The organism is Embleya hyalina (genome assembly GCF_003967355.1).
GTDB classification, from domain to species: Bacteria; Actinomycetota; Actinomycetes; order Streptomycetales; family Streptomycetaceae; genus Embleya; species Embleya hyalina.
The window spans coordinates 767,253-779,443 of the sequence record NZ_BIFH01000013.1; the positions used below are offsets into that span (position 1 = coordinate 767,253).

Sequence of the window (12,191 nt, forward strand, 5' to 3'; positions counted from 1 at the left end):
CCGGCAGGCGACAGCCGTCGACGGCCATGCGCGCCGGGCCAGGTCGATTGGGGTCGGACCGCCCGGGCGGATGGGCCGGATCGATTTCGACGCGCCCGGACGCGGGTGTCGCGTGTCGGTGAACTCGGGGGCGTCGGAGAAGGAGGTGAGAGTGCTGCCGTCTTCCGCTCGCCGTCGGGCGGCGGGCGTCGGGTCACCGGATCGTGCTCGATACCGGCGGCCCGGGCAACGCAACGCCCGCCGACCGACGGGGTTTTCTACTCCGGTTGGGTTACCGTCAGTGCCCACCGCAGCGTCTGCGCCGAGGCGTCGACTCCCACGGTGAAGGACCCCGAGCGCACGATGCCCGGATCCATGGTCGCCGAGTTCAGGCCGACACCGCCGACGGGGCAATCCACGGTGAACGCGGCGACCTCCGCGTCCCGGGAGTGCATCCTCACCCGGACGCTGCCGCCGCCCTCACAGGCGACGGTGAGTATGGTCGGCAGTCGTTCCGAGGCGCCCCCCGATACGACACCACCGTCTCCCGTGCTCTCCTCCACCCACACCAGGCCGTCCGGCCCGGGGTGCGGGAGCAGTCCTCCGGCCGCTGTCGCGGGTGTGGCTCCCATGCCCGACAACGCCAAAGCCGCCAGTATCGCCGCGGGCACGGTCTTCCTCACACGTAACATCTTCGCTCCTCGCCAACGCGTCGTGGAGCGCACAGTCTCGCGCGAGCCGAGGCCCGCGCGCACGGGTTACGGCCGAGGGTTCCGGCGAACGGGACACGTTCACCCGACCGACGCGAACGGGCGAGTGCGGCGGGGGAGTTCGACGCGGCCGCGCACACCACGCCCGAGGTGTGTTCGTACGCCCTGACCCAGCGCGCCCTCGTCCAAGCCGTCGAGGGCCATCGCACGACCACCCTCGCCGATGTGGCCGAAGCGGAATGTCAACACGATCGCGACCGGCCGCCGCCCGGCCCCTTCGACACCTATCCGCAGCCGGCACTGGACTACCGGCGGGCCCGAATCCTCCACACACTCGGCGAACGCCGGCAGAGCCTGGACGCGTTCCGCGCGTCGCTCCGCAAACGCCCACCCACCCGGCACCGGGCGCACGCGATCACCCAGGCACACCTCGCCCGGACCCTCACCGTCACCGGTGACCTCGACCTCGCCGCCCGACACCGGCACGCCTTCCTGGAGCACTACCCCCACCTGCGCTCCGCCCGAGTCGACCGCGAACTCACCCCGCTGCGCCGGTTCCTGGGGCAGTTCCCGCACGTCCGGTGCCTGCGTTCCCTCCGCGAACGCGCACAAGTCCTGACGGCGTGACACCCGCGTCCACCGCCCCGTCCCGGCGCGCGATGCCCGGCGGCGCATCGACCGCGGCGGGCCCGGACGGCACGCGCGGGCTGGGATCGTTCAGGTCGCGGGACGGTCCGAGGAGGGGTCGACGGGGCCGGCGAGTGTGGCGGGGGAGTCCGCGTCGGGGATCAGCTTGCTCGGGGCGCCCGATCCGTCCGCCGGGACCTGCCAGACATCGGCGTGCCCACCCCCTCGGCGGACTCCGTAGGCGACGGTGCGGTCGTCGATCCACGCGGCCTGGTCGTCGACCGAACGTGTCTCGGCGAGCGGGGTCACCCTGCCGCCCGCCAGGTCCAGAACGGACAGGCGCCAGCCGCGGTTCGGATCGCCGGCCACCGCGGCCTTGAAGGCCAGCCTGGTGCCGTCGGGCGAGAGCGAGGGACACTCGACGTTCTCCCGGACGGTGCGGATGCTGCGCGTGCTCAGGTCGCCGTGCACGAGGTAGCGGTGGCCGGCCGTGGACATGGTCGCGTAGAAGTAGCGGTCGTCGGGGGCGAACGTGACGCCCCAGAAGTTGAGATCCTCCGCCCGGTACGGCCTGTTGTCGACGCTGACCGCCCAGTCCTCGAGGGTCGAGATCAGGTCCCCGCTGCCGGTGTCGAGGATGCCGACGCGGGTGGCGAAGCGGCCCCCGTTGTAGGAGTCGCCGGTGACGAACACCGTCCAGGTGACCAGTCGGCCGCTGGGCGAGACCCGGGCCCGGTTGGGCACGCCCACCAGTGGCAGTGCGCGTTGCTCGGTCCCGTCCGGGCCCAGAACGACCGCCTCGAACGTGCGCAGGCCCTCGCCCAGGCGCAGGCAGATTCCGGTACCGCCGGCCGCGGACACCCGTACGCACGAGGTATCGGCCACGGTGCGGGGCCCGCCGGGATCGTTCGCGGCCACCGCGACCAGGTGATCGCGGGTGTCGCGCGCGGTGCTGCGGGCGATCAGGCGCGGCCCCGGGTCCAGGGTCACCGCGCCCGGTGTACCGGCGTGCGCGGCCCGCCGGGTGGGCTCGGCGGCGGATCCGATCGCGACGAGCGAGATCGCCACCAACGAGACGAATCCGACGACGGCGATCAGGATACGAATGCGCGCACTCATGCGTGGGCCTCCTCGGCGGCGGGTTCGGGGAGCAGGACCGCGGTGACCGCGATCGCCGCGAGTACCGCGCCGGCGGCGAACCTGGTCGCGGTGGCGGGGCCGTGGCTCACCCAGGCGAGGCCGAACGCGACCGACGAGACGAGATAGGCCAGCGCCTGTGCGGTCTGGACCAGGGCCAGTCCCGTGGTGCGCAGCGACGCCGGCAGCACCGGGCCGGCGAGCGCCATCAGGACGCCGTCGGCGGCGGCGTAGAACATGCCCAGGCAACCCAACACGAGCACGGTGGTCCACGTCGCGGACAGCGGGCCGAACAGCAGGAGATAGCCGACGCACAGCGCCGCGTAGCCGCACAACAACATACGTTTGCGGCCCCAGCGGTCGGCCAGCGCACCGAACGGCGCCGCGAGCGTCAGGTATACGAGGTTCGTCCCGACGGCGCACAGCGGAAACCAGCCCGCCGAAAATCCCTGACGATCCATCAGCACGAGGTAGACGAAACCGTCGCCGATGGTGGCCAGGCCGAGCAGGGCCGCCGCGTACACCAGACGGCGCACCCGGACCGAGCCGAGCAGGCCGAGCGCGGCGCGCGCGGTGACCGGCTCCGTCGGCGATGTCCGCTCGCGCCGGTCGCGGGTGAACAGCATCAGCGTCAGCAAACCCATGCAGGCGACGCAGAAGCTGGTGATGAACAGCGCGTCGAACGCGGCCGGGGAGGCCGCCCCGACGGCACCCAGCAGGCCCAGCGCCACGAGCGGTCCGGCGAACGCGCCCGCGCTGTCCATGGCGCGATGCACGCCGAACGCCCGACCGAGCATCGGTTCCGGTGTGGAAAGGGTGATCAGGGCGTCCCGGGGGGCCGATCGCAGGCCCTTGCCGGCTCGATCCGCGACGATCACCGCGCCCAGCGCCGGCGTCGATCCGCCCGCGAGGAGCAGGGCGGGTTTGGCCAGCGCGGAGATCGCGTAACCGACCCCGGCGACCCGCTTGCGCCGGCGGGTGCGGTCGGCCACGTAGCCGCCGACCAGCCGCAGCAGCGCGGTCGCGCCGGTGTAGAGGCCGTCCATGACGCCGTACGCGGCCGGGCTCATGTCCAGGGCGAGGACGAAGTACAGCGGCAGTACGGCGGTGACCATCTCCGAGGAGACGTCGGTCAACAGGCTTACGGCGCCGAGCGCGAGCACGTTGGCGCTGATCCCGGCCGGCGGGCGGCGTGGTCGGCGCGAGCGCGCGGCGTCCTTGGCCGGCCGGTCGATGGTCGAGAGGTACACGGGTGCGTTCACCTTCTCGGATGCCGAGCGGGAGGGGGACGAGATCGGCCCGGTGGCCACGATCGGGGCGCGGCCACCGGGCCGATCGACTGCGGGTGGTGCGGCTCAGCCGGTGATCGTCACGTCGTCGACCTGGGCCTCGACGAGACTGGCCGTGCCGCCGTCGGCGGCCTGGATCTCCAGCCGGATCGTCCGACCCGAGAAGGCCGAGAGGTCGGCCGTGGCGTTCTGCCAGGCGCCGGCCACCTCGTCCGGCGAACCGGTGCGCTCGAACACCGTGGTGGTCTGCTCACCGTCGATCACCCGGACGCGGATGTAGTCGTCCGCGTCGGAGTTGTTCGCGTGGGCCAGGTTGTACGAGAACCGCAGGTTCGGCGCCGACCCGCCCGCGGGCAGGGCGATCTCCGGCGAGCGCACCGAACTCACGCCCCCGTCCAGGTCGTTGGAGCTGTAGTCGGCGCCGGCTCGGGCACCGGTGGACAATGCGCCGGTCCCGGACACGGTGGTGCCCAACTGCTTGACCTGCTTGGGACCGTAGGTGGATCGAGTCTCTTCGGGGTCGCCCCGCTCCCAGGCTCCGGATGTGGCGGTGTCGGCGCCGGCGGAGTTCACCGTCCAACCCCGATCGGCCTCGAAGTCGTCGGCGAACAGCGTCGAGCCGCCCGGGGTCGACCCGGACCAGGCGTCGGTGATCGGTGACTTGCGGGCCGCCTCACCCAGCGCGGGCAGGCCGTGCATGTCCTCGAGCGTGCGTAGCACGCTGTAGTGGTTGATCGAGCCGGAGGACTGGTGACCGGCCTTGACGTGGTCGCCGACGAAGACGGTGTGGATCTGGTTGACGGAGCGGAAGTCGTCCTCGTCGAAGGTGGTGATCAGCAGGCTGTTGTGGGTCTTGGCCCACTGCACGTATCCGTCGAGATTGCGCTGGAGCCAGGTGTCGCCGGTGCCGGTCGAGCAGTCGTGCATGTCGTTGCACATGTCCGGCACCACGAACGACACGTCGGGCAGCTTGCTGTAATCGGTCGGGAAGGCCGAGAACGGTACGTGGGTGCTCGCCCCCGCGGTGTTCGCGAAACTGGCCCAGGGCGCGTGCTTGCGGCGGTACTTGCCGCTCTTGCAGTCCCGGGAGCCGGCCTTGGGCAGGCCCTCGGAGTACGCCTTGAACGTCTTGCCCGCCGCCGCGAGTTGTTGTCCGAGGTTGTCGCCGGTCAGGTTCGTACAGTCGTCGCCGGTCACGCCGTGCTGCGAGCCGGAGAACAGCCCGATGTAGTTGGGCTGGCTGGGATGGGTGATCCCGAACGAGTTGGTGAACAACGTGCCCTGCTGCGCCAAGGAGTTGAAGTAGGGCGCCTTCGAACTTCCCTTGATGGTCTCGTAGTTGGTGTTCTCGAAGAGCACGATCACCACATGATCGAACTCGGGTACGGCCGACGCGGCGGCGGGTGCGGCTGCCGGGTTCGCGGCGGACTGTTCCTTCGCCTGCGCCGTGGGGGACAGCGCGGCGGCTCCGACGACCAGTACGGCCAACGCGGGGATGCCGAGCCTGGCCGGGATGCGTGGGATCCGCATCGGGGACCTCCTCATAGGGGACGGGTTTCCATCGGGAGTGCGGCCGGTGCCGTGCCCTCGGCTCAACCGCCGGTGTAGAGAAGGCGGTTGGGGGTACCCGAGCGGGCGTCGGAGATCCGGTCGGGGGTGGATTGCCGGATCAGGGCGCTCTCCACCTCGGCCGGGGTCGCCGTGGGGTGCTCGGACAACCACAGGGCGGCGGCGCCGGTCACGTGCGGTGCCGCCATCGAGGTTCCGGTCCTGCTCTTGGTCGCCGTGTCGGTGGAGTTCCAGGCCGACACGATGCCGGTGCCCGGCGCGAACAGGTCGGTGCACGACCCGTAGTTCGAGTCGGAGCGGCGCCGGTCATTGGAGTCGGAGTTGTTCACCACGATGGCCTGCTCGACCGCGGCCGGCGCGTTGCGGCACGCGTTGGTGCCGTCGTTCCCGGACGAGACGACCCACGTGACACCGGACGCGATCGATTTCTTGATCGCGCTCTCCTCGCTGGTGCTGCGGGAGCCGTTGATGCTCATGTTGACCACGGCCGGCTTCACCGCGTGCGCGGTGATCCAGTCGGCGGCCGCGATGATGCCCGACTTGCTGGCACTGTCGTTGCAGTCCAGGACCCGCACCGACACCAGGTGCACACCCTTGGCCACCCCGTGGTCCCGGCCGCCGATGGTGCCGGCCACGTGCGTGCCGTGACCGAGACAGTCCTGGCCGTCGTGGCCGTCGCCGACCTCGTCGACGCCCACGCTCGCCCGCCCCTCGAACTGCCCGTGCGAGGTGCGGATTCCGCTGTCGAGGACGTACACCGTGACGTTGCTCGCGGTGTTCGCGTAGGTATAGGAGTGATCGAGCGGCAACTTGCGTTGATCCACCCGATCCAGACCCCAGGACGGCGGGTCGGATTGGGTGGTCGAGGCGGACGCCCGCACCGCGGTGTCCGGTTCCACGTAGGCCACGCGTGGATCCGTCGCGATCCGACGCGCCTGCGCCGGACTCAGCTCCGCGGCGAACCCGGCGAGCGCCGCGCCGTAGGTGGCCCGCACGACGCCGCCGTACGACGCCGCGATGCGGGCGGACTCCGCGCGGACCGTCTCCGGCGACGCCGCTTCGTCCTTGAGGACCACGATGTGCCGACCGGTGACGGAAGCGCCCTCGGTACCGCCGGGAGCCGTCGATCGGGCCACGGCGTGAACGGGTGACACGAGCAGGAGCGGAAGGACCACCGCCGCGGCGATGGCAGCGGTCGGCCTTCGGATGCGTATGCGCACAACTGCTCCCAGGGGGAGGAGGGAACGCCCCGGAATTCGGGGGTGTGCATGGTCTACTCCCGATCCGCACCGCGCAGCGGCACATGATCGCCAGTGGCGGAATTGGGCACTTCGGCCCAACCGGACGGCCGCGCTGTCATGCTGCCTCCGGATCGGCCACCGTGTCCGCGCCGTGAACGCATCGCCGCGGGCGGCAACAGGCAGGCGAAAGGACGAGGATGCGCGACGAGGATCTACCGAAACATCTGGGCCGACTCGGCCTTTCCGATCGTGAGGCGCTGGTCTACCGGGCGATGCTCGGTACGGGACCGACCGGGACGGCGAACCTGGCCGCCCGCCTGGGGATGGGTCCCGAAGAAGTGGACGAGTCGGTGGCCCGCCTGGTCGAATTGGGCCTGGCCTCCGCGGCCGGGCCCGCCCCGGCGGCGGTCGTCCCCATCGAACCGAGCATCGGCATCGAACGCCTCGCGCACGTGCGCTCCGCCGAACTGCGCCAGGCCCAACTGGCGGCGATCGACGCCTATCGCGGCTACCGGCGTTCGGTCCACCCGCAGCAGGCCGGTACCGACGACATGATCGAGGTGCTCACCGGGGCACGGATCAAGGAGCGCATCCGCCTCTCCGAGCACACCGCGACCACGGAGGTGCTGCGCTTCGATTCGCCGCCGTACCACACCGGCGGCGTGTCGAACGAGGTCGAGGAGCGCAACCTCGAACACGGCGTCGCGTATCGGATCGTGTACTCGAAGTCCGCCGTGCAGAACGCGCATTACTACGAGTGCAACATCAAGCCCTGCATAGCCGCCGGCGAGCAGGCCCGGGTCCTGCCGACCGTGCCCGTGAAGCTGACCATCTTCGATCGGCGACTGGCCCTGGTGTCCATGTCGTTCGTCGAGGCCGACATCAACGACTCGCTGCTCATCGTGCGTGCGTCGAGTCTGCTCACCGCCCTGATCGGGCTGTTCGAGAGTTCGTGGCGGGCGGCCTTCCCGCTGCACCTGGGCGGTCGGGTGCCGCCAGCGCTGCGCCCGATCCACCGCCGCATCCTGGAACTGCTCGGCAGTGGTCTGACGGACGAGGCCATCGCCGAACTCCTGGGCATCAGCCGCCGAACGTTGTCGCGCAATCTGGAGCACCTCAACAGCAGCGCCGGCTCCACCACCCGCTTCCAACTGGCGTTGTACGCGGCCCGAAAGGGCTGGATCTGAGCCCGGTACCGGCCACCGCACGACCGGGACGATCAGGCGTGGGGCTCGGGTCGGGCGTCGGCGAGGTTCTTTTCCAGCCGGGTCATGACTTCCGCCATGAAGGTGCCGGTGGTGCCGTGACCGCCCAGGTCCGGGGTGGCGGAGTCGGTGCGCGCCGCGGCGGCCAGTGCCCGGCGCAGCGAGGCCGCCGCCGGGAGATGGCCGAGATGGTCGAGCATGAGGGCGACCGCCGTCGCCGCGGCGTACGGATTGGCGATGCCCCGGCCCGCGATGTCGGGCGCGCTTCCGTGTACCGGCTCGAACAGGGCACAGCCGGTCTCCGGGCACACGCTCGCACTGGCGGCCAGCCCGAGTCCGCCCATGAGGGCCGCACCGATGTCGCTGATGATGTCGCCGAAGAGATTGGAGGCGACGACGCCGTCGTAGGGCGAGGGGTCGCGCACCAGGTGGTAGCAGAAGGAGTCGACGTACTCCTCGTTGCCCACCAGCTTTGGAAAACGGGCGAGTTCGGCACGGAAGACCTCCTGCCAGAGGCGACCCGTGTGGGGGACCGCGTTGCTCTTGTGCACCAGGGTGACCCGTTCGCGACCGCTCTCGCTCAGGGTGCGCAGGCAGTAGCGGAGGAACTTCTCGACGGTCTCCCGGGTGTATACGCATTCGTCGATGGCCACGGCCGGGTGCCTCCCGTGTGAGACGGTGCCGCCGACTCCGGCGTAGAGGCCCTGGGTGTTCTCCCGGAACAGGGCGATCGCCCGGTCGCTGCCGCGCGGGGTGAAGGGCCGGTGGTTGACGTACAGGTCGAGGCCTCGACGAAGGCCCAGCAAGATGTCGCGACCGTGTGCCATGTCGGGGATCCTGGGGTCGCCCAGGGCGCCGAGGAGAATGGTGGGGTAGTCGGAGGCGAGCAGGTCGAGCGCGTCGGGCGGCAGGCCGACGCGCTCGGCCAGCCACCGCTCGGCGCCCCAGTCGAAGATCCGGTACGAGAGGTCCAGTCCGAAGTGCTCGCCGAGGAGTTCGAGAGCGGGCAGGACGGCCGGGACGACCTCGCCGCCGATTCCGTCCCCGGGAATCACGGCGATCCTCATGTCCGCGCTCCGCCGGCGAGCATGTCCTCCACGGAGCTGAGCCGCCCCGCGATGGCGCTCGCCGCGACCACGTACGGGGAGGCGAGATAGACCCGGCCGGGTCCGGACCGTCCGGGGAAGTTGCGGTTCTGGGCGCTGACGGTGATTTCGTCGGGCCGCTCCGAGACACCCGGCCCGGCGTTGATGCAGGCGCCGCAGGAGGGCGGCAGGACGGTGACGCCGACCTGCTCGAAGAGGTCGAGATAGCCGCGTTCGACGGCGTGGTTCAGCACGGCCTCGCTGCCGACCTGGATGTATGCCCGGACCTCGGCGGGTACCGATCGCCCCTGGTCGCGGGCGAGCCTGAAGACGTCGGCGTACATGTCCATGTCCGCGGCCTTGCCGCCGGTGCAGGAACCGCCGTACACCTTGTCGACGCGGACGTCCTCGCGCACCGAGGCGAGCGGGACGGCGTTGCGGGGGTCTCCCGGCAGGGCCACCATGGGCTGGACGGAGCCCAGGTCCACGGTGACGGTGGAGTCGTATCGTGCGCCGGGGTCCGAGGACGGTACGGCGCCGGCGGGAGTCGCCGGAGTGCGGCGGGCCAGGTGGGCGTGGGTGACGTCGTCGGCTTCGAACAACGCGGTCATGCCCCCCGCCTCCACCGCCATGTTGCACAGGGTGGCGCGTTCGTCCATGCCGATGGACCCCACGCCGGAGCCGGTGAACAGGAGAACCTTGCCCAGGGTCCGGCTCCCCTCGATCCCGGGGTGGACCAGCAGGCCGAGCATGACGTCCTTGGCGCAGACGCCCGGGCGCAGTGTGCCGTCGAGTTCGACCCGGACGACGGCCGGCACCTTCACCAGGGTCTCCCGGTTGTACCAGGCGTTGGCGATGTCGGTGGCGCCCACCCCGAAGGCCAGGGCGCCGACGGCGCCGCCCGTGCAGGTGTGGCTGTCGGTACCGATGATCACGTCCCCCGGGCGGGCGACGTGCTCCAGGATGTGGTTGTGACAGATCGCCCGGCTTCCGCCGCCCTCGCGGGGGCCGATGAAGTGTGCGCCGCCGAGTTCGGCGAACTCCCGTTGCCGGACCCCGAGGTCCTCGACGCGGGCGATCAGCCGGTCACCGTTCTCCCGGCGCCTCAGGACGGGGGCGGCCAGGGAGAGGTGGTCCTGGAAGAAGTAGCAGGTGTCGGGCTGTTCGAGCCGGGCGTGCGGTCCGAACTGTCGGGTGAACATGCCTGCGGCCATGGGGGTGACGTACTCGTGCGAGAATCGGACGTCCGTCGTGACGAAGTACGACTCGCCGACGCTCACCGAGGCGTTCGCGGGGAGCGGGTTGCGCGGCGACAGGGCACGCTGAAGGATCTTCTCCACGACGTTCAGCGGGCGCGCGGGAGCGAACTCGGGGGTGAGGACCGAGCGTTGGCGATTGAAGCCGAACAGGCCCCCGAGGTCGACGATGGCGCGCTCGATGTTGTTGGCACGTCGGGTGAACGCGGCGAGCGGCAGTTCCTCGCCGTCGAGAAGGGACTCCAGCACGTCGAAGTCGGTGCAGGTGACGATGCCGACGTTGCGGCAATTCTGCTCGTAGATGCGCTCGAAGGAGCGGGCGAAGACGACTTCGACGCCGGCGTACTTCTCCGCGTAGACGGCGTGCTCCCGGGAGGAGCCGCAGCCCTTCGCCTCGCCGCTGACGATGATCCGGGGCGCGAGTGACTTCAGCGCGCCCTCGGCGACCTTCTTGTCCCGCAGTCCCAGGTAGGCGTAGTCGCCGAGTTTCTCGTCGTACCGGTAACAGCACCAGCCCGGGATGATCTCGTCGGTGGAGATGTTGTTCATCAGCGGCGCGCGCAGGAGTTCGGCGGTGCCGAGCGCCGAATCGCCCGACAATTGGTCGGCCACGAGATCGGTGTTCTCGGTCAGGACGAGGACGTTGCCGTGTGGGCCGATCCGGCGCTCCGCGGACTCGTCCCGGGGGTCATTCCGCGGTCGCAATGATCCGCCCTATCTGTTCGTCGGTGAGGGGACCCCGATTGACCCTCGAGCCGTCCAGGATCTTTTTGAGGAGTGACGCGTCGGTGCTGTCGTAGCCGTGCACGGTCAGCCAGTAGCGGACGTTGTTGGTGCCCGACGCCTGATCGATCAGCACTTCCTGTTCGCGGCCGAGGTAGCCGGCCGGGACGCTGGAGTACACGCTGTCCTTGACGAGTGTGTTGCCCTTGAGGTGGGCCTTGAGGATCGCGGAGGCGTGGACACCGGCGCTGGTCTTGAAGACGTCCCGGCCCAGCGCGGGGTAGTTCTGCGGGATGTCCACGTCGAGCACGTGCGCCGCGTATTCGCCGTACTGTCTGAGCGCCTTCAGGTCGTACGGCCCGTGTCCGTCGAGATGACTGTTGATCATGAGCTGGTCCAGAGAGGCGTTCCCCGCGCGCTCGCCGATTCCCAGGATGGTGCCGTGCACCCGGGTGCAGCCCAGGGCCAGCGCCGTCAGGGAGTTGGCCAGGGCGAGTCCCCGGTCGTTGTGACCGTGCCACTCCAGGTCGACGGGCCGCTGCCGGTCCCGGAAGTACCGAGAGGTCCAGTGGAGCAGCGCGGCCGTACCCTCCGGGCGGGCCGCTCCGACGGTGTCGCACAGGGTCAGCCGGGTCACTCCGGAATCGATCGCGGCGTCGTATACCTGCCCGAGGACTTCCGGGGTGCATCGCACCGCGTCCTCCAGAACCAGGACGAAGTCGACCTCGCCGTGCCCGCAGGCCGCGGCCGAATCGACGATGTTGCGCTGGATGCCGGCGATGCTCCAGTCCTCGACGTACTGCCGGATGGGGCTCACGCCGACGAAGACGTAGGCGTCCACCGCGGTCTCGGCCCGCGCCGCGATCTCGCGGATCGCGGCGATGTCGGCGGGGTGGGTGCGGCCGGCGTAGCCCGGGACGATCGGGTGTCCGGAAGCGATGATGTGGCGGGCCAGGGCCACGCATTCACCGAGCGTTTCCGGGTCGGCGCCGGGGAAACCCAGGTCGGCGGAGCGCACCCCGGCGCGCGCCATGTGGTCGACCAGGGCCCTTTTCTGAGCCGGCGAAGGATTTCTGATGTGGGGTGCCTGCACCCCATCGCGGAGGGTTTCGTCGAAGAACGTTCCGGAGTACGCCGGAGGGTGCGGGGCGGCGTCGACGACCATGGTGTTCCAGTTGAACCAGATGTCGGGGCTCGGATATGCGCTCCGGCCGGTCGTGCCGTTCAATTCGACCTCCTTTGCGATGGGGCGGGATCTTCGGCGGGACCGGGGTGGACACTCGGGAAGCCGGAGTATGCACCGTGACAGGATCCGGGATGCCCCTCGGGGGAATCAATGCTTCGAGACGTACCGGCCATTGCGCCCGCCG

Annotated in this window: 9 protein-coding genes and 1 pseudogene; 2 read left to right on the forward strand and 8 right to left on the reverse strand. The window is 70.4% G+C overall.

The genetic code is table 11. The features are described 5' to 3' along the window. Window positions 1-257 precede the first annotated feature (257 nt). Entirely contained in the window at window positions 258-671 is a 414-nt protein-coding gene (locus EMA17_RS03350; RefSeq protein WP_174861292.1) for a hypothetical protein, read from the reverse strand. A gap of 138 nt (window positions 672-809) precedes the next feature. Between EMA17_RS03350 and EMA17_RS03355 the strand changes: the two are divergent. Continuing rightward, window positions 810-1,316: pseudogene (locus EMA17_RS03355) on the forward strand (NsdA family TPR-like regulatory protein); the annotation flags it as partial. A gap of 90 nt (window positions 1,317-1,406) precedes the next feature. Here the strand turns inward: EMA17_RS03355 and EMA17_RS03360 are convergent. The 4 genes from EMA17_RS03360 to EMA17_RS03375 form a co-directional block, all read right to left on the reverse strand. Then, complete coding sequence (locus tag EMA17_RS03360; protein WP_170222090.1) at window positions 1,407-2,435, reverse strand: TolB-like translocation protein; 1,029 nt, start codon at window positions 2,433-2,435, stop codon at window positions 1,407-1,409. Further along, entirely contained in the window at window positions 2,432-3,703 is a 1,272-nt protein-coding gene (locus EMA17_RS03365; RefSeq protein ID WP_246126408.1) for an MFS transporter, read from the reverse strand. Before EMA17_RS03365 ends, EMA17_RS03360 begins: the two co-directional genes overlap by 4 nt. 105 nt (window positions 3,704-3,808) lie before the next feature. Continuing rightward, entirely contained in the window at window positions 3,809-5,272 is a 1,464-nt protein-coding gene (locus EMA17_RS53765; RefSeq protein WP_246126409.1) for an alkaline phosphatase family protein, read from the reverse strand. Window positions 5,273-5,334: 62 nt separating this feature from the next. After that, a complete protein-coding gene (locus EMA17_RS03375) occupies window positions 5,335-6,465 on the reverse strand; it encodes a S8 family peptidase (protein WP_246126410.1) in 1,131 nt (376 codons plus the stop codon). Window positions 6,466-6,749: 284 nt separating this feature from the next. Here EMA17_RS03375 and EMA17_RS03380 point away from each other — a divergent pair, with 284 nt between their 5' ends. Beyond that, window positions 6,750-7,739: a helix-turn-helix domain-containing protein gene (locus EMA17_RS03380; protein ID WP_126635326.1), complete on the forward strand. Its 990-nt coding sequence runs from the start codon at window positions 6,750-6,752 to the stop codon at window positions 7,737-7,739. A 32-nt stretch (window positions 7,740-7,771) separates the two neighbouring features. Here the strand turns inward: EMA17_RS03380 and EMA17_RS03385 are convergent, their stop codons facing one another. From EMA17_RS03385 to EMA17_RS03395, 3 genes are read right to left on the reverse strand one after another with little or no spacing between them, the layout of a single operon-like run. After that, a complete protein-coding gene (locus EMA17_RS03385) occupies window positions 7,772-8,824 on the reverse strand; it encodes an isocitrate/isopropylmalate family dehydrogenase (protein ID WP_126635327.1) in 1,053 nt (350 codons plus the stop codon). Next, a complete protein-coding gene (locus EMA17_RS03390; protein ID WP_218042609.1) occupies window positions 8,821-10,803 on the reverse strand; it encodes an aconitase family protein in 1,983 nt (660 codons plus the stop codon). Before EMA17_RS03390 ends, EMA17_RS03385 begins: the two co-directional genes overlap by 4 nt. Further along, complete coding sequence (locus tag EMA17_RS03395) at window positions 10,787-12,049, reverse strand: LeuA family protein (RefSeq protein WP_160161296.1); 1,263 nt, start codon at window positions 12,047-12,049, stop codon at window positions 10,787-10,789. The genes EMA17_RS03390 and EMA17_RS03395 overlap by 17 nt, the downstream gene beginning before the upstream one ends. Window positions 12,050-12,191: the final 142 nt, after the last annotated feature.

Coding starts and splice junctions, on each gene's coding strand:
- EMA17_RS03350 (WP_174861292.1), bottom strand. CDS start 671: ATGTTACGTGTGAGGAAGACCGTGCCCGCGGCGATACTGGCGGCTTTG.
- EMA17_RS03360 (WP_170222090.1), bottom strand. CDS start 2,435: ATGAGTGCGCGCATTCGTATCCTGATCGCCGTCGTCGGATTCGTCTCG.
- EMA17_RS53765 (WP_246126409.1), bottom strand. CDS start 5,272: ATGCGGATCCCACGCATCCCGGCCAGGCTCGGCATCCCCGCGTTGGCC.
- EMA17_RS03380 (WP_126635326.1), top strand. CDS start 6,750: ATGCGCGACGAGGATCTACCGAAACATCTGGGCCGACTCGGCCTTTCC.
- EMA17_RS03385 (WP_126635327.1), bottom strand. CDS start 8,824: ATGAGGATCGCCGTGATTCCCGGGGACGGAATCGGCGGCGAGGTCGTC.